The following is a 19,313-nucleotide window of genomic DNA, read 5'->3' as shown; positions in this document are numbered from 1 at the left end:
GCCAGGGCATCCTCGGAGAAACCCGGTGAAGCGGTTCGTGGTCGCACCGCGCGGGCGGTGGGGCACCTATCCGGACATCGGGTCCGCGCTGCGGGCGGCGGCCGGCCGGCGCGGCCCGGTGCGGGTGGAGATCGAGCCCGGACACTACCCGGAGTTCCTGACCGTACGGGGCGAGGTCGAGCTCGCCGCGCGCGGTGAACCGGGCTCCGTGGTGGTGAACCCGGCCCGGGGCACCGTGCTGGATGCCGCGGGGTCGGTGGTGGTGCGCGGCCTGGAGCTGGTCGGGCGGGACGCGGACGTCGTCGACCTGCACGCGGGCACCCTCGTACTGGACCGGGTGGCGGTCCGGGCGCACGGCGGTGTCTGTCTGCACGCCCGGCGGGACACGGCTGCCACGCTGACCGACAGCGAATTCCGGTACGGGCGGGTGCTGTTCGCCGGGGCGGCGGGGAGCGTGGAACGGTGCCGGTTCACCGACGCCGCCGACAACGCGCTCGCGGTGATCGAGAGCGGCCGAGTCGCCCTCCGCGACAGCCGGTTCACCGGCAGCCGGATCCACGGCGTGCGGGTCAGCGACGCCCGGGCCGAGCTCACCGGGTGTCAGCTGTCCGGTACGGGGAAGGCGGCCGTGTGCGCGGACACGCGGGCGGAGATGACCGTCACGGACTGCGTGATCACCGCCGTACAGGCCGAGGCCGTGTTGTTCACCGGGCAGTCCCGGGGCCTGATGCGGGGCTGCCGGGTGAGCGACGCCGAGCACGGGGTCGCGGCGACGACCGGCAGCGACCCCGTCGTCCGCGACTGTGTGTTCACCGACTGCCGGGACACGGGCATCAACGTCGCGGACGCGGGCCTGGGGACGTTCGAGGACTGCGAGGTGATCGACGCCCGGACGGTGTCGGTGTTCGTGACGCGGGGCGGCGCGCCGGCGGTGTCGGGCTGCCGGATCGTGGGGGGCAACGTCGGTGTCGCGGTCGTCGACAAGTCCCGCGGACGCTTCCGCCGGATCGACGTCGAGAACCTGCCGAGCGTCGCGCTGCGGGTCAGGGAGGGATCCTCGGCCGTCTTCGAGGACGTGCGGGTCGAGCGCTGCACGGCGGGCCTGGAGACACAGGGCGACGCGGGCACCACGGCCGAGGTGACCGGCGGGCGGTTCCATGACTGCACCATGGGGTCCGTGGCCGCGGGCGGCCAGTCGCGGGTCACGGTCAGGGGGGTGGCCGCGCGGCGCGGGGTCGTGGGCTTCGCCGCCGTCGAGGAGTCCACGCTGCGGGTGCACGACTGCGAGATCGCCGAGATGGGCATGGGCGTCCTCGCCATCGGCAGAACGACCTTGTTCGCCCGGAACCTGGCCGTCACCGGCCCGGACGGACCCGGCCTCGGCTCCACGGACTCCGCGTATCTGGACGTCGCCGGGAGCCGGTTCACCGACTGCGGCCGGGTGGCCGTGTCGGTGCAGGGGACGAGCGGCGGCCGGCTGGTGGACTGCTCCGTGACGGGCGCGCCGGGGGGCATGGCCGTCCAGCACAACGGCCGCGTCGACCTGGTCTCGCTCGACTCCTCGCTGCGTGTCGCCGAGCAGTTCTCCGAGCCGGCCGCTCCCCCGCCGGCGACCGTCGTCAACAACTTCAACGCCCCGGTCTTCACCGGCGCGATCACGCACTCCCAGGTCGCCTTCGGCAACACCCACGTCATCCAGCAGCAGACCACACAGGACGGAGCCGGCTCATGACCGACCCGCAGCCGCAGCACGCGCACGGCGGTCCGCAGTTCCACGGACCGGTCTCGGGCAGCCAGATCGCCTGGGGCAACCAGACCGTCACCCAGAACCAGCGGAACGACACCGCGGCCGCACCCGATGTCGAGGCGCTCGCCCGGCTCGTGGGCGAGCTGGTGCGGCAGCTGCCGCGGGCGGGCCTCGCGGAGCAGGACCGGGTGGACGCCGAGGCCGCGGCCGAGGAAGTGCTCGCGGAGGTCACCGGTCCCGGGGCGCCCGAGCCGGGCCGGCTGCGGCGGGCGCTGAACGGCCTCAAGGGGGCGCTGGCCCCGGTCGCCACGGGTGCCGCGGCCGGGGCGGAGGCGGGCGCGCAGGAGTGGGCCCACGAGGCGATCAGAAACCTGACCGCGCTCATGTGACCCCTGCGGGCCGGTATCGGGCCGGCCCCAGGTGTCTCCGGCCGGGCGGTGTCAGGCGGCTCCGCCCTTGTTGTCGGGCTCGTCGTCCACGATCTCCGCGTCGACCACGCCGTCCGTGTCGGTCGTGTTCTGCGTGCTCGCGCTCTCCTGTGCGCTCTGGTCGCCGGCGGAGGCGGACGCGTACATGGCCTGCCCCATCTTCTGGCTGACGGTGGCGAGTTTCTCCACACCGGCGCGCAGGGCGGCGGTGTCGGCGTTCTGTTCCAGCAGGGTCTTCAGTTCCGCCGCGGCCGCCTCGACCTCGCCGCGCGTGTCGGCGGGGACGCGGTCCCGGTTGTCGCGCAGGAAGTTCTCGGTCTGGTAGACGAGTTGCTCGGCCTGGTTGCGGGTCTCGGCTGCCTCGCGGCGCTTGCGGTCCTCCTCGGCGTACTGTTCGGCCTCCCGCATCATGCGGTCGATGTCGTCCTTGGGCAGGGCGGAACCGCCGGTGACGGTCATCTTCTGCTCGCGGCCCGTCGCCAGGTCCTTCGCGGAGACGTGCATGATCCCGTTGGCGTCGATGTCGAAGGCCACCTCGATCTGCGGCACGCCGCGCGGGGCGGGCGGCAGGCCGGTGAGGTCGAAGACGCCGAGCTTCTTGTTGTAGGCGGCGATCTCGCGTTCGCCCTGGTAGACCTGGATGCCGACCGAGGGCTGGTTGTCGGTGGCGGTGGTGAAGATCTCCGAACGGCGCGTGGGGATCGTGGTGTTGCGTTCGATCAGCTTGGTCATGATGCCGCCCTTGGTCTCGATGCCCAGGGACAGCGGGGTGACGTCGAGCAGCAGCACGTCCTTGACGTCGCCGCGCAGGACACCGGCCTGGAGGGCGGCGCCGACGGCGACCACCTCGTCGGGGTTGACGCCCTTGTGCGGGTCCTTGCCGGTGAGGTCGCGGACCAGGTCGGTGACGGCGGGCATCCTGGTCGAGCCGCCGACGAGGATGACGTGGTCGATCGCGGACAGCTGGATCCCGGCGTCCTGTACGGCCTGGTGGAACGGCTTCTTGCAGCGGTCGAGCAAGTCGGCGGTCAACTCCTGGAACTGCGCGCGCGTCAGCTTCTCCTCCAGGTGCAGCGGGCCCTCGGCGGAGGCGGTGATGTAGGGCAGGTTGATCGAGGTCTCCGAGGACGACGACAGCTCGATCTTGGCCTTCTCGGCGGCCTCGCGCAGCCGCTGCACCGCCATCTTGTCGGCGCCGAGATCGATGCCGTAAGCCCCCTTGAACCGCTTCACCAGGTGGTCGACGATCCGCTGGTCCCAGTCGTCGCCGCCGAGGTGGGTGTCGCCGTTGGTGGCCTTCACCTCGATGACGCCGTCGCCGATCTCCAGCAGGGACACGTCGAAGGTGCCGCCGCCGAGGTCGAACACCAGGACCGTCTGTTCGTCGCCCCGGTCCAGGCCGTAGGCGAGGGCGGCGGCGGTCGGCTCGTTGATGATCCTGAGCACCTTCAGGCCGGCGATCTCACCGGCCTCCTTGGTGGCCTGCCGCTGGGTGTCGTCGAAGTACGCCGGTACGGTGATCACCGCGTCCGTGACGTCCTCGCCGAGGTAGGCCTCCGCGTCCCGCTTCAGTTTCTGCAGCACCCGCGCGGACAGCTCCTGCGCACGCAGGCGGCCGCCGTCGACGGAACCCTGCTCGGGGAACCGCCAGGAAGCGTCGCCCATGTGCCGCTTCACCGAGCGGGCGGTGCGCTCCACGTTGGTCACGGCCTGCCGCTTGGCGACCTCGCCGACCAGCACCTCCCCGTTCTTCGCGAACGCCACCACCGACGGTGTGGTGCGCGCACCCTCCGCGTTGGTGACCACGGTGGGCTCGCCGCCCTCCAGGACGGCCACCACCGAGTTCGTCGTCCCGAGATCGATCCCGACCGCACGTGCCATGGTCCGTCCCCTTCCGCCCGGGCGCTGCCGCACTCCCAGCACAGGACGTGCCCGCGGCGCTGTCAATAACCGGGTACCCGGACACGGCGATGCCGCGCCCCGGGAGCGGGACGCGGCATCGAGGGCCGTACGGGCGTCAGGCCAGCTCGGCCGTCAGGGTGATGGTCGTACCGGCCAGGGCCTGGCTGACCGGGCAGTTCTTCTTGGCGTCCTCGGCGGCCGAGGCGAAGCCCTCCGCGTCCAGGCCCGGCACCTCGCCGCGCACGGTGAGGTGGATGCCGGTGATGCCCTCGCCCGGCTGGAAGGTCACGTCGGCCTTGGTCTGCAGCCGGGTGGGCGGGGTGCCGGCGCCGGTCAGACCGTGCGAGAGGGCCATGGAGAAGCAGCTGGAGTGGGCTGCGGCGATCAGCTCCTCGGGGCTGGTCTTGCCGTTGGCCTGCTCGGCGCGCGACGGCCACGACACCGGCTGCTCGCCGATGCCGGAGGAGTCGAACGTGACGACGCCGTGCCCCTGGAGCAGGTTGCCTTCCCAGACGGTGTGCGCGGTGCGCGTGGTGGCCACGATGGTTCCTTTCGCGTCGGGTCCCGTGACGTGAGATCCCGTTACGGGGGTTTTCCGTGCCCCTATCCGATCACATCGGGGCTCATCGCACTCTGAAGACCGGCCCACGCGGCGTGAACGGGAGGTGACTTCCCTGCGGGATCAGATAGGCGTGCTCACGGCGCACCCGCAGGACGTCGCACCAGCCGTCGGTGATCACCAGCACCGGTGCGGCGGGCGGGAAGTCCTCGGCCCGGTGCAGCAGGTCGACGCCGGGCTGCAGGACCGTGCCGCCGCGCCCGTGCACCCGGACCCGGCCCGCGATCTCGGTGACCGGGAGATAGCCGGCGTCGTGCGGGGCGGCGTCGCAGAACACCACCCGGGCGGCCGGTACGTCCCGGGCCTCGGCGTAGGAGGCGATCGCGCCGAGCGCCTTGCCGAGCAGGGTGCGGTTCATCGAGCCGGAGGTGTCGAGGACGACGCCGAAGGTGCAGCGGGCCACCTCCTCGGGCGGGAACCAGCGGCCCGCGCGCGGGATGTCGGGCGTGGACGCCTGGCGACGGGCCGGGCGGGCGAAGGACCGGACGGGCTCCGGGCGGGGCACGAACTCGTCGAACCAGCGGGCGAGTTGCGCGTCCCAGGGCAGCGGAGGATGACTCAGCGCGCGGATCTCCTCGACGAGGCCGCCGGGCAGGAAGCCGCGCTCCTGCGCCTGGTGCAGATCGAGGCCGCGGCTGAGGCCGCGCCGGTAGAACTCGTCCAGGTCGACGTAGGTGCCGGGCGGGCCGAGCGGGGCGCCGAGGACGTCGCCGGTGCCCTTGCCGCGCAGGGTGGCCAGGCGGCGGACGCGGCGCAGGTCGCCGGCGATGCGGTCGTAGACCTCCTCGGCGGACAGGCCGGCGAGCCGCGGGTCGTGCAGCAGGCCCTCCGGCATGGTGCCGACCTGCATCTCGACCAGCCAGCCGTTGATGACGTAGTCGCAGGCCACGTTGAACAGGTAGGGGTCGCGGGGGCCGCAGCGGTCGCCGTGGCGGAGGGCGGCGTGCAGCATCTCGTGGGCGAGGACGAACCGCCACTCCTCGGTGTCGAAGGTGCGCAGCGGGTTGATGTAGATCTCGCCGGCCTCGGGGTCGACGGCAGCGATCTGGGCCAGTTCGGCGTCGGCGACCAGTTTGATGCCGGCGGCGATGCCGCCGAGCAGCGGGTAGGAGGAGACGAACCAGCTCAGGGCCCGCTCCCAGGGGCGCTGCGGGAGCCGCTCGCCGTCGAGGGAGTCCCGGCGGCCGCCGGCCATGTCCATCGCGGCGGACACGGTCCGGGTCAGCGCGGTGGCGAAGGCCAGCTGCCGGTCCGGGACGGGGCCCTGCCAGGCATGCCATTCGGTGAGCACCTGGTCGGGTGCGCCGCCGGCGGTGCCGCAGCGCTCGTAGGCGGGCGGCAGGCCGTGGGCCCGCCAGCGCGCGGCGAGCCGTTCCTCGTCTCCGTCTGGATAGCTGGTGGGCAGGTCCTCGGGGGTGGTGCCGAGGGGGAAACCGAGCAGAAAACGGTTTACTACGACACAGCGGGCGGCCAGGTCGTACCGGTCGGGCTGCTCGCGCCGGCCCTTGGCGGCCGGGAGGTGCCCGAAGCCGAGATGGAGGGCGGCGTGCGCGAGCGCCCAGGCCCAGGCGCCGGGCTCGGCGAGCCGGTCGGGGTGGGCGTGCACGGTGGCGTCGGAGTCGACCACGAGCAGGCCCTCGTGCGGGGCGAAGGTGCAGGTCTCGCTGCGGCAGGTGCCGAAGTCGACGGCGGCGAGGGCGGGGTTGGCCCGCAGCAGCCGCATGCCCTCGGCGAACGCCTCACCGGCCAGGTCGCGCTTCTTCTGTTCCGTCTTCTTCGTTTCCGTCTTCTTCGGCCCGGTGCGGCTCACCGTCGGGCCTCCACCAGGCGGGGCATGTCGCGGGCGGCCTCGACCAGGAACCACGAGGGCAGCACGGGGTTGCCGTCGGTGTCGGAGGAGATGACGGTCTGGGCGACCTCCACGGAGATCTCGGCGAGCTGCACCAGCAGCGACTTGGCGCGGTAGGCGATCTGCCGGCCGTTCGCCGACATGTGCTCCTTGCTGGCGGGCAGTTCCTTGACGAGCCGGCCGCGGAACGACTCGGCGAGGTAGTACAGCAGGTCCCGGTCCTGCATGCGGTGCGGCCAGCGGGCGTCGCCCTTGAGGATCGCCTCGATCCCGAACCGGCTGCGCACGACCTTGACGTAACCGCAGAACGCGGTCGCGTGCGCGGGCGTGAGCGTGCCGTGCGCGAGGACGGTCAGCGTCGGCTCGTCCAGTTCCGCGCCGAAGGAGTGCAGGGCGTCGGAGAGCATGTGCCAGGAGCGGGGCGTGGAAAACGGTTCCTCGGTTTTCGGCGGCTTCGACCACAGGTGGTCCGGCCGGTCGGTGAGGTGATCGAGGATCCACGGGTGGATGCCGTTTCCGGCGGCCCAGGCCAGCCAGTCCGTGGCGGAGACCTCCAGTTGGACATGGGCGAGCCGGTTGACCAGGGCGGAGGCCAGCGGACGCGCGAGGGCGTTGTCGGTGGCCCGGTTCCCGGCGCCTATGACGATGGACCCGGCGGGCAGCTCGTAGTTTCCGATGCGGCGGTCGAGGATCAGCGAGTAGAACGCCTTCTGCACATCCGGGGTGGCCGCGTTCAGCTCGTCCAGGAACAGGCAGTACGGCTCGTCCCGGGCGATCGTCTCCGGCGGGCAGAACACCGACCGTCCGTCGCGGATCTGCGGCACGCCGATCAGGTCCTCGGGGGCGAGCTGCGTACCGAGCAGGCTCACGCACTCGAGGCCCAGCGAGTCGGCGAACTCCCGCACCAGGGACGACTTTCCGATGCCGGGGGCGCCCCAGAGGAACACGGGCCGGACGGTGGCGAGGCCGAGGAGGAGTTCGGGGACGCGGGCGGGAGTGACGGTGACGGCAGCCTGCAACGCTGGACATCCTTGCGGGGGTTCGGGTGATCTACGACTCGAACAGTCTGGGTGTCCGGCGGGGCGGGCGCAGCCGATTTTCAGGCGGCCCGCTCGTCGTCGGTGTCGTCGGTGCCGGTGTCCTCGGCGGCGGTGTCGTCGGTCAGCGGGACCTGGGGTCCGTTCAGCTCGCCCAGCCAGCGGCGCAGTACCTCGTGCACCTGCTCGGCGCCGGTCAGTTCCTCCTCGCCGTCGGCCGGTGCGGACAACTCCAGCGGCCAGAGCAGGAACGGGTGGGACTGGGCGCCGCCGAGGCCGCCGTGGGAGCCGATCTGCTCCTCGAAGGCGAGGACCTCGCCGTCGGCGGGGTCGAAGGCCGAGTTCACCATGATGTCGGCGGTGTGCGGGAAGGAGTGGGTACGGCGGACGGCGTCGGCGGCGCCGGGATCGAACCGGGCCAGCGGGCCGGGCTGGTCGTCGAGCCTGGCCAACGGGATCTCGGCGCCGTAGGCACCCAGCACCACGCCGTCGTGCTCCGCGCTGCGCACCAGCAGGAAGCCGATGCCGGGGTGGTTGGCGAGGGTGGTGAGCAGGGCGGGGTGGCGGGCGTCGATCTCCTCCTTGGTCATGCGGTGCGGGACGTCCGGGAAGGACACCAGGCCGAGGTTGCCGGAGGCCAGCACGATCGGCTCGGAGCCGCGGACGGGGTGCTGCTGCTCGTCCTTCTCCTCCACGGGCCGGCGCAGCGCGGCCCGGACGGCGGCCCGCGCCTCCGCACCGCTGTGCGTCCGCTCCGCCCGGCGCGGCACGTGCAGCCCGCAGCCGGCCCGGACCAGGTCGCCGAGGGTGAGGCCGTAGCGGGAGCGGAAGGTCTCGCCGGGGCTCTGCCCGTGGTCGGACAGGACGACGATGCGGTACGGGCGGGGGGCGTGCTCGGCGACCCGCTGGAGGAGGGCGAGGGAGCGGTCGAGGCGCTGCAGGACCTTCTCCGCGTCCCGGCTGCGCGGACCCGAGTGGTGGGCGACCTCGTCGTAGGCGACGAGATCGGCGTAGACGGCGGTGCGCCCGGCGAGCATGTCGCCCATCACCGCCGCGACGACGACGTCCCGTTCGACGACGGTGGCGAAGGCGCGGACGAGCGGGTAGAGACCGCCGCGGCTCACCCGGGGGCGCTGCCTGCGCATCCGGGCGCGGGTGGACTGGCCGATCTCGCGGACCACCTCGGCGACGAAGGACAGCGCGGTGCGGACGGCGCCCGCGGGGTCGGAGAAATAGGCGAAGTAACCGGCGCGGGAACGGTTCTCCCGGCTGCGGCGGCGGGCCGCGATGGACAGCACGAGGGCCTGTTCACCGGCGCCGCCGCTGAAGAGGTTGCCACGGCTGGCACCGTCCACGGTGAGCAGTCCACCGTCGCCCGTATGCAGTATGGCGCGGCGCTGCAGCTCGGCGGCGCTCGTCGGCCGATTGCACACCATCACCTCCCCGCGGTTCTTCTCGTACCAGCGGAAGGCCGGCACGTCGAAGGTGCTGCCGTGGAGAATGCCGAGCTGGCTGGCACCGGTCTGGCTGGACCAGTCGGTGTGCCAGGGGGTGAGGCGGTGGGTCGGCCGCAGGCCGTCGCCGGTCGGCTGTATACCGTCGCCCATCCCCAGCCAGCGCGCGACCGTAGGCATCAGCCCCTTGCGGACCGCGTCGGCGAGGACGTCGTGGCCGACGCCGTCGAGCTGGACGATGACCAGGCCGGGTGTGCTGGGGCAGGGCGGGTCGGATCTGCGGCGGCGGGCGGCGAGGCGGTGCAGGCGGCGCCGGTAGGTCTCGTCGTCGCGGACGGCGAGTGCAGCGCCGGTGGCCGAGGCGACGGCGGACATCACCGCGGCCACGATGACGGCGGTCTCGGGAGCCGCCTCGCCATGGCCGGAGGGGTTGATGCGCAGGGCGAGCAGCAGTAGGGAGCCGTTGAGGAAGAAGACCAACAGGCCGAGCACGAGGGCGGGTACGAGCAGCAGGAGCCGGACCAGCAGCGGCCACACCACGGCCGACAGCACACCGAAGGCACCGGCGCCGAGCGCGGCGGTGACGGCGATGCGGGTGGCGCTGTCACCGTCGGCGGACTGGAGCTGGAAGTCGGGCAGGAGCGCGGCGAGGACCAGCATGGTGAGGGTGGAGACCGCCCATACGGCGACGCTGCGTCCGATCTGACTGGCGACCCGCCGCCACCGTACGCCTCGCACGCCTTGTCCCCCTCACATCCCGCCCCGCTCGACGCCCGGGCCTCGCTCCACCTTGTCACACCGGGTCTTGCCACCATGACGGTGGACGAGTCACCGGCCGCCCGACCGGCGAGCCGGGTCACGCGAGCAGGCCCAAGGCGACAGGCAAGGAGCACTGACGCGTACGAGAGCCACAGGGTCGGCACGGCCCGGAGCCGAGGCAGGCACGCCGAGCATCTGCTGCTGGGCATTCTCGCCGGCGAGGAAGGCGTCGCGGTCCGGGTCCTGGCCCAGGTCCTGGCCACTTTGGAGCGGACACCGCGCCCCTGTGCCAGGACAGGGCGTGGACGCTAGCGGCCGTCGTAGCCGGCCGTCGGCATGGACAGCCGGCGGTGGACGCGGGCCTTCATCTGGGCGTCGTACGACGGCTCGGCCCGCCCGACGGTCTCCACGCGCACGCCCCGGCGCGCGCACTCGGCGGTGAACGCCTCGACCGAGGACAGAGCGCGCCGGAGCACGCGCAGGCTGGGCGCGACGAACACGTCCTCTCCCGGCCGGACGCCGTCCCACAGCGCGCCGTGGTCGAAGCGCAGTCCGCCGACGAGGAGTTCCCGGGCGATGACGTACCCGCGTTCGGCGGCCCAGCGGGCGCACATGGCGTGCTGGCTGCGGGAGTCCACGAGGAAGGGGTCCGCTTCCAGTTCCTCCAGCGGCGTCAGGCTGGCGATCGCGATGACCCGCACCGGCGCGGACGCGGGCGTGTCGGAGGTACCCCGCAGCTGTCCCATGGCGTCCCCCTCACCTCCGGGTTTCGCCGCCGACCCTACTCCTGCCCGTAGGCTTCGGGGAGTCGCGTGAAGGAGGCGAAGAAGGTGCCGGCGGAGATCACCTGGTGGGGTCACGCCACCTGCACGGTCCAGGACGCGAACATACGTGTGCTCACCGATCCCCTGTTCGCGCGCCGGCTGGCGCATCTGCGCCGGCGCCGGGGTGCCGTGCCGCCGGCCGAGGCCCGTCACGCGGACGTGGTGCTCGTCTCCCATCTGCACGCCGACCATCTGCATCCGCCCTCGCTGGCGGAGCTCGCCCCGGGCACGCGCCTTCTCGTGCCCCGGGGCGCACCACGGGCGGTGCCCGGTCTGCGCCGGCTGCGCCGACTGCGGGTGACCGAGGTGGTGCCCGGGGACGAGGTGCGGATCGGTGAGCTGCTGGTCCGGGTGGTGCCGGCACGGCACGACGGGCGGCGGCTGCCGGTGGGCCCGCACCGCTCGCCCGCGCTCGGCTATGTCGTGGAGGGCGAGGCACGGACGTACTTCGCCGGGGACACGGGGCTGTTCGACGCGATGGCCGAGCGCGTCGGGCCGGTGGACGTGGCGCTGTTGCCGGTGGGCGGCTGGGGGCCGTACCTCGGTGAGGGGCATCTGGACGCGGGACGCGCGGCGCAGGCGCTGGAACGGCTGGTGCCGCGGGCGGCCGTGCCGGTGCACTACGGCACGTACTGGCCGATCGGAATGGACGCGGTGCGCCCGCACGAGTTCCACGCGCCCGGGGACGAGTTCGTGCGGCTCGCGGCCGTGGCGGCGCCGGGTGTGGCGGTGCACAAGCTGGGGCACGGCGAGAGTGTGCGGCTGGAGGTCGCCCGGTGAGGTGGCCGGCCTCCGTGGCGGTGCTGGCCGCCGCGTCCACCACGTCGACGGTGCCACCGGAGTCGACGCAGCAGGCGATCGGGTATCCGTCGCTGTTCCTGCTGGTGCTGATCGGGGCGCTGGTCCCGGTGGTGCCGACCGGGGCGCTGGTGAGTTCGGCGGCGGTGGTGGCCTTCCATCAGACGGCACCCTTCTCGCTGGCTCTGGTGTTCGTCACGGCATCGCTCGCGGCCTTCTTGGGAGACGGCGCGCTGTACTGGCTGGGGCGGCGCGGGATGCGGTCGCGGAACGGGTCGCGGTGGCTGGAGGCGATACGGTCGCGGGCGCCGGACGCGCGGTTGGCGTCGGCGAGGGAGAAGCTGGCCGAACACGGGGTCGCCGTACTGGTGTTGTCCCGGCTCGTCCCTGCGGGGCGGATACCGGTGATGCTGGCCTGCCTGATGGCGGAGTGGCCGCTCAGGCGGTTCGCTCGGGGAAACATGCCCGCGTGTCTGGCCTGGGCGGCCACCTACCAGGTGATCGGGATATTGGGGGGTTCGCTGTTCGAGGAGCCGTGGGAGGGGGTCGTGGTGGCGGTCGCGCTGACCGTTGTGATCAGCGCGATGCCGGGTGTGGTGCGGCGGTTCCGCTAGCCCAGGGGCGCCTCACTCGAGCACCTTCGAGGCCCCCACCGGCAGGTCCCACAGGTCCTCCCGCTCCAGCCCCGCCTTCTCCCAGGCCGCCCGCACTCTCGTCAGCGGTTCCAGGACCGGCTCGGCCGAGAGGATGAAGGTGCCCCAGTGCATGGGGGCCATACGGCGGGCGCCCACGTCCAGGGTGGCCTGGACCGCTTCCTCCGGGTCGCAGTGGACGTCGCTGAGCCACCAGCGGGGGTCGTAGGCGCCGATGGGCATGAGGGCGAGGTCGATGCCGGGGTAGCGGCGGCCGATGCGGGAGAACCAGTGGCCGTAGCCGGTGTCGCCGGCGAAGTAGAGGCGCTGTCCGTCGGAGTCGGTCAGCACCCAGCCGCCCCAGAGGCTGTGACAGGTGTCGGTGAGGGTGCGCTTGGACCAGTGGTGGGCGGGGACGAAGTCGAAACGGACGCCGGACAGTTCGGCGCCCTCCCACCAGTCCAGCTCGGTGACGCGGGTGAAGCGGCGCCGGCGGAACCAGCGGCCGAGGCCGGCGGGCACGAAGACCGGGGTGTCCCGCGGGAGTTGGCGCAGCGTCGGGGCGTCGAGGTGGTCGTAGTGGTTGTGGCTGATGACGACGGCGTCCACGCGGGGCAGCGTGTCCCAGGGGACGCCGACGGGGGTGATTCGGGCCGGGGTGCCGAGGATGCGGCGGGACCAGACGGGGTCGGTGAGCACGGTCAGGCCGCCGATCCGCACCACCCAGCTGGCGTGTCCGGCCCAGGTGACGGCGAGGGTGCGGGTGTCGACGCGGGGCAGCGGGGCGGGAGCGCAGGGAAGCCGGGGTATGTCCGCGAGGCCTTCGGCACCGGGGCGTACGGCGCCTTCGCGAGCGAAGCGGGCGAGGGCCTTGAGGCCGGGCAGGGGGGCGGTGAGCCGGTCGTGGAAGGTACGTGGCCACACGCGGTGTTCGCCGAGCGGACGGGGCTCGGCCAGCGGGGGGAAAGGGGGCGCCAGGGGCGTCGGGCTGCCGGTGCAGCGAGTCGGTGCGGCCGGGGCGGTCGCCATGGCCGTCGCGGTCGTCGCAGCCGTCTTGGTCGTCGTGGTCGATCCGGGCTCGTGCGTCTCGGGCTGGTGCGTCTCGGTCTCGTGCGCCTGCTGCCTCATCGAGGATGCCCCCTTCGCTGAGCGTCGTCGCGGAGATCGTCGAGGACCGACGTCAAGAGGATCAACGCGCGTTGCACATGTGGCAGTTCCAACGGCGTGGGTGAGGTGAGGCATTCCGCGCGTTCCTCGTCGGTGCCGCCCAGCAGGGGCCCCGTGGCGAGTCGTACGCGCAGCGCCCCCAGGTCGTCACCGAAGCGGTGGCCGCCGGGTGCGGGCATGCCGAGCCGGGCGGTGAGGAGGTCCTCCAACTCCTGGGCGTCGCCGACGCCCTGTTCGGCGAGGGGTTCGCGCAGCGGGCCGAGGTCGGCGTACAGGTGGCGGCCGGCCTGCGGGGGGCGGGCGAGCGCGCCGGCGGCGACGACGGCGGCGTGCGCGGCGGCGGCCACGCGTGCGTGCAGTCGTACGGCGGCCTCACGGCGCTCGGTGACGGGCGGGGGCTCGTCGAGGGCGTAGCCGGCCGCGGCGGCGACCGGCGCGGCGATGCGGGCGTCGAGCCCGGTGAGGATGTCCAGCACGCGCGCGTGGAGCTGCCGGCCGGGTTCGGTGGCCGGGAAGCGGGCGACCGCGGCGGGCCAGCCGGCCGGCAGCAGGGATCCGGCGAGGTCGGTGACGACGGTGACCCGGTCGGGCCGCATCTCGGCGGGGCTGAGCAGCACGGTGTCGTGGGGGTGGTGCAGCGTGTCGCGCCAGGTCTCGTCGCTGACCAGGTGCAGTCCTTCGGCGGTGGCGGCCTCGACCGTCTCGTGCAGCAGTTCCGGCGGGGCGACGGTGGCGGTGGGGTCGTCGGCGACGGACAGCACGAGCAGCCGTGGGTCGCCGCCCTCGGCGCGGACCCGTCGGACGGTCTCCAGCAATGCGTAGGGGTCCGGGAGGCCGCCGCTCTCGGCGGGGGTGGGCACATGGTAGGCGGGCCTGCCGAGCACCCGGGCGTACGGCGCCCACCAGGCGGCGCAGGGGCGCGGGACGAGGATGTCGGCGCCGTCGCCGGCGAGGGCGGCGGTGAGGGCGAGCAGCAGCGCGGGGGCACCGGGGCCGGCGGCCACCTGGTCGGGGACGGTGGACAGTCCGCGCCGGGTCCAGTAGCCGCAGGCCGCTTCGAGGAGGGCGGGGGCGCCGCCGACGGGCTGGGCGTCGGCGCGGCTCGCCGCGGCGGCGAGCACGGCGGTGAGTTCGGGGAGCACGGGGAGCCCGTCACCGGGCAGGGGCGGGCCGTAGCGGACGGGGCCGTGGCCCTCGGGGTCCGTCCGCCGCATGTCCGCCTCCGCGCGGTCCTGGTGCCGTGTGCCGCCGGACCTGGCCGGGTGGCCGGGACCGGCGGACTGTGTCGTCGTGGGCTGCGATGTGGAGCGTGGGGTGGGGGCGCGTCACCGGCCTCTGCCGTGTCGCCTGGGTTGTGGGGGTTAGGGGGTGGGGGGTCGTGGGGTTCGGGCGTGCGCCGGCGGTCGGTCTCGTCCGTGGCCTGTGCTGTCCGTCGGTGTCGGGGCCCGGTGCCGGAGCCCTCGGGAAGGTGTGTACCCGCCGGGCGGCACTCCATGGGGGTGGCGGGCGCCGCCCCGGTCACGCGTCCGTGGACCGGCCTCCCGCGGCGCGCCGGGCGCCGTACAGCCGGTAGCCGGCTCCGCCGCAGGCCGCGGCGATGAAGGCGGCGCCGACGGCGAGGGCCGGGACCGAGTCGGACAAGCTGCCTCCCGTCCCGGCCTCGACTCCGTATTGCACGGTGGGCGGTTCGCAGCCGTCGGTGCCGTGGTGCTGCCGGCCGTCCGGCAAGCCGCAGGGACGACCGGGGAGGCAGGGCTCGTACTGGCCCTGCGCGCACCGGTGGCCGTCGTCGGGGCACACCTCCCCCGGCCCGCACGCCGGACCAGGACCGGTCGGGCACACCTCCCCTGGCCTGCACCCCGCACTCGGGCCGCTCGGACACACCTCACCCGGCTTGCACCCCGCACCGTCCTGGCAGGGCTCGCCGGGCCGGCACGTGGCGGCGGGGCCGGGGAGGGGAAGGGGGTCGGCGCACTGCTGTGGTGCGGCGCACGGGTCGGGGACGACCGTCGGAGCGGTGACGGAGGGCTGGTACGGAGTGCCGGGATCCACATCGGGGACGACCGTCGGAGCGGTGACGGGGGGCTGGTACGGAGTGCCGGGACCCACATCGGGGACGACCGCCGGAGCGGTGACGGTGGGCGAGGACGGAGTGCCGGGGCCCACGTCCGCGGTGGCGGCGGGCCCGGCCAGGGCGAGCACGACCCCGGCGACGAAGGCGACGGACAGGGCACGGGCGGTGCAGCGCATGGGACGGGCTCCTCGGCAGACACGGCGGATCGGTCGGCGGTAGTGGTACGCCGGACGCCGGTACAGCGGGCAGTACGTCGAGCACCGGTACGGCGGTGCGGGGGCGCGGCCCCTACGGCGTCACGGGTACGGGGGCACAGGGCGTGCCCTCGCTGCCATCACAGCCCGCACGGCGCCGCCGCGCGCGCGGCCGGACCCCATTCGCGGGACGGGCGCGCCCGGCCGGGTGACAAACGGTGCCGGTCGCGGCTCCGACACGCTCCACCACCCGTACCGCCGCCCCGGCGCTCTCGCCTCCACGCGCCGGAGAGGTTTTCCGTCCCCGGTGCAGGTGACTCGGTATGTGCTGACCGGATCGTCCGCTTCGCACCCCACCGGGGAGGTCCCTCCATGAGCACCAAGGTCTCCGACCACATCCTCGAGCGCCTGCGCGCCTGGGATGTGGAACAGGTCTTCGGCTATCCGGGCGACGGCATCAACGGCCTGCTCGCCGCGTGGGGCCGGGCCGAGGACCGGCCGCGGTTCATCCAGTCCCGGCACGAGGAGATGTCCGCGTTCGAGGCCGTCGGATACGCGAAGTTCAGCGGCCGCATCGGAGTGTGCGCCGCGACATCGGGACCGGGCGCCATCCATCTGCTCAACGGTCTGTACGACGCCAAGCTCGACCACGTGCCGGTGCTGGCGATCGTCGGCCAGACCGACCGGAGCGCGATGGGCGGCTCCTACCAGCAGGAAGTCGATCTGCACACGCTGTACAAGGACGTCGCCTCGGATTTCGTGGAGACCGTCACGGTGCCCGAGCAGCTGCCGAACGTGCTGGACCGGGCGATCCGCACCGCCTACGCCAGGCGCTGCCCGACCGCCCTGATCATCCCGGGTGACGTGCAGGAACTGGACTACTCGCCGCCGACGCACGAGTTCAAGATGGTGCCGTCCAGCATGGGCATGAGCGAGTACTCCATGACCCCGACGGACGAGGCGCTGCGCCGGGCGGCGGACGTGCTGAACGCGGGCGACAAGGTGGCGATCCTGGTGGGCCAGGGCGCGGCCGGTGCCGTAGCAGAGGTGCAGGAGATCGCCGAACTGCTCGGCGCCGGGGTCGCGAAGGCACTGCTCGGCAAGGACGTCCTCAGCGACGAACTGCCGTACGTCACCGGGCCGATCGGGCTGCTGGGCAGCCGGCCGTCGTACGAGCTGATGCGGGACTGCGACACCCTGCTGACGATCGGGTCGTCGTTCCCGTACACGCAGTTCATGCCGGACTTCGGCAAGGCGCGCGGCGTGCAGATCGAGATCGATCCGCACATGATCGGAATGCGCTACCCGTACGAGGTGAACCTCGTCGGCGACGCGAAGGCGACGCTGCGCCGGCTGATCCCGCTGCTGGACGGCGACCGGGGCGGGCGCGAGTGGTACGACACGGTGTGCGCGAACGTGCGGCGCTGGCACGAGACGATGGAGCGGCGGGCCGGTCTGTCGGCCGATCCGATCAATCCCGAGTACGTGGCCCGCGCGCTGGATCCGCTGCTGCCGGAGAACGCGATCCTGACGTCCGACTCCGGTTCGGTCGCCAACTGGTACGCGCGGCACATCACGATGCGGCCGGGCATGCGCGCTTCGCTGTCCGGGACGCTGGCGACGATGGGGCCGGGTGTGCCGTACGCGATCGGCGCGAAGTTCGCGCATCCGGACCGGCCGGTGTTCGCGCTGGTCGGCGATGGCGCGATGCAGATGAACGGCCTGGCGGAGATGATCACGGCCGCGAAGTACCGCGACCGCTGGTCGGATCCGCGGCTGGTGGTGGGCGTGTGGAACAACCAGGACCTGAACCAGGTGACCTGGGAGATGCGCGCCATGGAGGGCGCCCCGTCGTTCCTGCCGTCGCAGGCGATCCCGGACGTGCAGTACGCGGCGTTCGCCCGCTCGCTGGGCCTGACCGGCGTCCGGGTGGAGAAGCCCGAGGACGTGGAGGCGGGCTGGCGTGCGGCTCTGGAGGCCGACGGTCCGTGCGTGATCGAGTTCCTCACCGACCCCGCCGTGCCGCCGATCCCGCCGCACGCGACGTGGGAGCAGATGGAGGCGACGGCGGCGTCGATTCTGAAGGGGGATACCGACCGCAAGTCGGTGGTCAAGCAGGGCTTCAAGGCGAAGATGCAGGAGTTCCTGCCCGGCAAGGACAAGAACTAGCCCCTGTGGAGGTTGCCATGCAGCGAGGCAGTGACCGGCTGAACGTCCACCGGGACGATGAGATGAAACATGAGCTGAAGGGACTGCTGAGGTCCGGCCACCCGACACGGGTGGAGGAGTGGCACGACCCGGAACCGGCCGCGGACGACGACCCGGAGGTCTGGAGCGGGCCCGTGGGCGGCCTCGGCTCTCCGGCGTCGCTGGAGCGGGTGCGGTCGGAGCTGGCCCGCGTCCTGAGCCGTGGCTCGTTCCCGGCGACCGCCCGTGACCTGGCCCGGATGCTGCGCCGGCAGAACGCGCCGACCGCACTGGTCGACGCGGTGGCCGGGCTGCCCCACACGGCGCGCTACGCGAACGTGCAGCAGCTGGCCGAGGCGCTGGCGGGCGGCGCATGAGCGGGGACCAGGCGGCCGATATCGCGAGGGGGGCCGGCGTCGACGTCGACGTGGCGACCACCCGGTTCCTGCTGTACGGGCTGCTGCCCGGCTGGTTCGTGCCGGGGCTCGCCGACTGGCTGATGCACCGGCGCACCCGGATCGAGGACACCTCGGGGACGAAGGAGTCGTTGATCCACTCACTGATGATGGCCGAGGTCGGGCTGCCGATCGCGCTGACCCTGCGCTACCGGATCAATCCGCTGTTGCTGAGCGTGCAGCTCGGGGCGGCCGCGGTGCACGAGGCGACGGCGCTGTGGGACGTGCGTACGGCCGTGGACAGCGACCGGGAGGTCAGGCCGGTCGAGCAGCACATCCACAGCTTCCTGGAGTCGCTGCCGTTCGGCGCGCTCGCCTCGCTGATGTGCCTGCACGCCGACCAGGTGCGGTCGCTGGTGCGGGGCGGCGGCGGAGACAGGGACGCCTGGCGGCTGCGAAAGCGCCGGCGCCCGCTGTCGCCCGGTTATCTGACCGGGATCGGCCTCGCGATCGGGCTGTGCGTGGTGCTGCCGTACGGCGAGGAGCTGCTGCGCTGCCGGCGGGCGGCCTGGCGGCGCACCTGGAAGGCAGGGCAGGGCGAGGCAGGGAAGGAGAGTGAAGAGTCATGCGCATCGCGTTTCTCGCGGCGCCCCAGGGTGTGGAGCAGGTCGAGCTGACCGAGCCGTGGAAGGCGGCTTCCGACGCCGGGCACGAGCCGGTGCTGGTGTCGACGGAACCAGGGAAGATCCAGGCGTTCGACCATCTCGACAAGGCGGACACGTTCGATGTGGACGAGGTGGTCGGTGAGGCGTCGGCCGGGTCGTTCGGTGGTCTGGTGCTGCCCGGCGGGGTGGCCAACCCGGACTTCCTGCGCATGGACGACAAGGCCGTGGCGTTCGTGAAGGAGTTCTTCGACCAGGGCCGCCCGGTCGCCGCCATCTGCCACGCCCCCTGGACGCTGGTGGAGGCGGACGTCGTACGGGGCCGGGTGCTGACGTCCTGGCCGAGTCTGCGGACGGACATCCGCAACGCGGGCGGCACCTGGGTGGACGAGCGGGTGAAGATCTGCGACCACGGGTCGAATCAGCTGGTGACCAGCCGCAAGCCGGACGATCTCAAGGCGTTCTGCGACGCGTTCCTGCACGTGTTCGCCGGTGAGGCGGGCTGAATTGCCGCTTGCCGCGAAGGGCCGGCCCGTGCGGGCCGGCCCTTCCCTGTGCCTGCCCCTGTTGTGCCTGCCCCTGTTG

17 protein-coding genes are annotated in these 19,313 nt (G+C 73.0%); 8 read left to right on the top strand and 9 right to left on the bottom strand.

Annotated elements, in window-relative coordinates:
- Positions 1-25: 25 nt before the first annotated feature.
- Together ACQPXS_RS37240 and ACQPXS_RS37235 are read left to right on the top strand one after the other, a co-directional pair.
- A complete protein-coding gene (locus ACQPXS_RS37240; protein ID WP_433453866.1) occupies positions 26-1,732 on the top strand; it encodes a right-handed parallel beta-helix repeat-containing protein in 1,707 nt (568 codons plus the stop codon).
- Complete coding sequence (locus tag ACQPXS_RS37235; RefSeq protein ID WP_433453865.1) at positions 1,729-2,136, top strand: hypothetical protein; 408 nt, start codon at positions 1,729-1,731, stop codon at positions 2,134-2,136. The genes ACQPXS_RS37240 and ACQPXS_RS37235 overlap by 4 nt, the downstream gene beginning before the upstream one ends.
- 51 nt (positions 2,137-2,187) lie before the next feature.
- Here the strand turns inward: ACQPXS_RS37235 and dnaK are convergent, their stop codons facing one another.
- The 6 genes from dnaK to ACQPXS_RS37205 form a co-directional block, all read right to left on the bottom strand.
- Entirely contained in the window at positions 2,188-4,056 is a 1,869-nt protein-coding gene (gene dnaK, locus ACQPXS_RS37230) for a molecular chaperone DnaK (RefSeq protein WP_433453864.1), read from the bottom strand.
- Between the two features lie 136 nt (positions 4,057-4,192).
- Entirely contained in the window at positions 4,193-4,618 is a 426-nt protein-coding gene (locus ACQPXS_RS37225) for an OsmC family protein (RefSeq protein WP_055709926.1), read from the bottom strand.
- Positions 4,619-4,700: 82 nt separating this feature from the next.
- Positions 4,701-6,419: a vWA domain-containing protein gene (locus tag ACQPXS_RS37220; RefSeq protein ID WP_433456138.1), complete on the bottom strand. Its 1,719-nt coding sequence runs from the start codon at positions 6,417-6,419 to the stop codon at positions 4,701-4,703.
- A gap of 83 nt (positions 6,420-6,502) precedes the next feature.
- Complete coding sequence (locus ACQPXS_RS37215) at positions 6,503-7,564, bottom strand: ATP-binding protein (RefSeq protein WP_433453863.1); 1,062 nt, start codon at positions 7,562-7,564, stop codon at positions 6,503-6,505.
- 80 nt (positions 7,565-7,644) lie between these two features.
- Positions 7,645-9,774, bottom strand: a complete 2,130-nt coding sequence (locus ACQPXS_RS37210; RefSeq protein ID WP_433453862.1) for a phage holin family protein — start codon at positions 9,772-9,774, stop codon at positions 7,645-7,647.
- Positions 9,775-10,103: 329 nt separating this feature from the next.
- Positions 10,104-10,541, bottom strand: coding sequence for a hypothetical protein (locus tag ACQPXS_RS37205; RefSeq protein ID WP_433453861.1), 438 nt, complete (start codon positions 10,539-10,541; stop codon positions 10,104-10,106).
- 84 nt (positions 10,542-10,625) lie between these two features.
- Between ACQPXS_RS37205 and ACQPXS_RS37200 the strand changes: the two genes are divergently transcribed.
- Both ACQPXS_RS37200 and ACQPXS_RS37195 read left to right on the top strand, forming a co-directional pair.
- On the top strand, positions 10,626-11,399 hold the full coding sequence (locus ACQPXS_RS37200; protein ID WP_433456136.1) for an MBL fold metallo-hydrolase: 774 nt from the start codon (positions 10,626-10,628) through the stop codon (positions 11,397-11,399).
- 14 nt (positions 11,400-11,413) lie between these two features.
- Positions 11,414-12,031, top strand: a complete 618-nt coding sequence (locus ACQPXS_RS37195) for a DedA family protein (protein ID WP_365329390.1) — start codon at positions 11,414-11,416, stop codon at positions 12,029-12,031.
- A gap of 12 nt (positions 12,032-12,043) precedes the next feature.
- Here the strand turns inward: ACQPXS_RS37195 and ACQPXS_RS37190 are convergent, their stop codons facing one another.
- The 3 genes from ACQPXS_RS37190 to ACQPXS_RS37180 form a co-directional block, all read right to left on the bottom strand.
- Complete coding sequence (locus tag ACQPXS_RS37190; RefSeq protein ID WP_433453860.1) at positions 12,044-13,177, bottom strand: MBL fold metallo-hydrolase; 1,134 nt, start codon at positions 13,175-13,177, stop codon at positions 12,044-12,046.
- Entirely contained in the window at positions 13,174-14,430 is a 1,257-nt protein-coding gene (locus ACQPXS_RS37185) for an aminotransferase class I/II-fold pyridoxal phosphate-dependent enzyme (RefSeq protein ID WP_351803613.1), read from the bottom strand. Before ACQPXS_RS37185 ends, ACQPXS_RS37190 begins: the two co-directional genes overlap by 4 nt.
- Positions 14,431-14,734: 304 nt before the next feature.
- The gene (locus tag ACQPXS_RS37180) at positions 14,735-15,466 is read right to left on the bottom strand and encodes a hypothetical protein (RefSeq protein ID WP_433453859.1); all 732 of its coding nucleotides are present in this window, start codon (positions 15,464-15,466) and stop codon (positions 14,735-14,737) included.
- Between the two features lie 390 nt (positions 15,467-15,856).
- Here ACQPXS_RS37180 and ACQPXS_RS37175 point away from each other — a divergent pair, with 390 nt between their 5' ends.
- From ACQPXS_RS37175 to ACQPXS_RS37160, 4 genes are read left to right on the top strand one after another with little or no spacing between them, the layout of a single operon-like run.
- Positions 15,857-17,653: a thiamine pyrophosphate-requiring protein gene (locus ACQPXS_RS37175; RefSeq protein WP_433453858.1), complete on the top strand. Its 1,797-nt coding sequence runs from the start codon at positions 15,857-15,859 to the stop codon at positions 17,651-17,653.
- Between the two features lie 17 nt (positions 17,654-17,670).
- Positions 17,671-18,048, top strand: coding sequence for a DUF2795 domain-containing protein (locus tag ACQPXS_RS37170; RefSeq protein WP_433453857.1), 378 nt, complete (start codon positions 17,671-17,673; stop codon positions 18,046-18,048).
- Positions 18,045-18,743 (top strand): diguanylate cyclase, encoded by a 699-nt coding sequence (locus ACQPXS_RS37165; RefSeq protein ID WP_433453856.1) that lies wholly within the window; start codon positions 18,045-18,047, stop codon positions 18,741-18,743. The genes ACQPXS_RS37170 and ACQPXS_RS37165 overlap by 4 nt, the downstream gene beginning before the upstream one ends.
- Positions 18,692-19,234, top strand: a complete 543-nt coding sequence (locus ACQPXS_RS37160) for a type 1 glutamine amidotransferase domain-containing protein (RefSeq protein WP_433453855.1) — start codon at positions 18,692-18,694, stop codon at positions 19,232-19,234. The genes ACQPXS_RS37165 and ACQPXS_RS37160 overlap by 52 nt, the downstream gene beginning before the upstream one ends.
- Positions 19,235-19,313 lie beyond the last annotated feature (79 nt).

Origin of the sequence: Streptomyces sp. CA-142005 (assembly GCF_050942335.1) — a bacterium.
In the GTDB taxonomy this organism is placed as follows: Bacteria; Actinomycetota; Actinomycetes; order Streptomycetales; family Streptomycetaceae; genus Streptomyces.
The sequence above is the reverse complement of the archived record's forward strand: the minus strand, read 5'-3'. Positions and strand labels throughout refer to the sequence as shown.

Coding starts and splice junctions, on each gene's coding strand:
- ACQPXS_RS37220 (WP_433456138.1), bottom strand. CDS start 6,419: ATGCGGCTGCTGCGGGCCAACCCCGCCCTCGCCGCCGTCGACTTCGGC.
- ACQPXS_RS37175 (WP_433453858.1), top strand. CDS start 15,857: ATGAGCACCAAGGTCTCCGACCACATCCTCGAGCGCCTGCGCGCCTGG.
- ACQPXS_RS37235 (WP_433453865.1), top strand. CDS start 1,729: ATGACCGACCCGCAGCCGCAGCACGCGCACGGCGGTCCGCAGTTCCAC.
- ACQPXS_RS37185 (WP_351803613.1), bottom strand. CDS start 14,430: ATGCGGCGGACGGACCCCGAGGGCCACGGCCCCGTCCGCTACGGCCCG.
- ACQPXS_RS37160 (WP_433453855.1), top strand. CDS start 18,692: ATGCGCATCGCGTTTCTCGCGGCGCCCCAGGGTGTGGAGCAGGTCGAG.
- ACQPXS_RS37165 (WP_433453856.1), top strand. CDS start 18,045: ATGAGCGGGGACCAGGCGGCCGATATCGCGAGGGGGGCCGGCGTCGAC.
- ACQPXS_RS37205 (WP_433453861.1), bottom strand. CDS start 10,541: ATGGGACAGCTGCGGGGTACCTCCGACACGCCCGCGTCCGCGCCGGTG.
- ACQPXS_RS37190 (WP_433453860.1), bottom strand. CDS start 13,177: ATGAGGCAGCAGGCGCACGAGACCGAGACGCACCAGCCCGAGACGCAC.
- ACQPXS_RS37180 (WP_433453859.1), bottom strand. CDS start 15,466: ATGCGCTGCACCGCCCGTGCCCTGTCCGTCGCCTTCGTCGCCGGGGTC.
- dnaK (WP_433453864.1), bottom strand. CDS start 4,056: ATGGCACGTGCGGTCGGGATCGATCTCGGGACGACGAACTCGGTGGTG.
- ACQPXS_RS37170 (WP_433453857.1), top strand. CDS start 17,671: ATGCAGCGAGGCAGTGACCGGCTGAACGTCCACCGGGACGATGAGATG.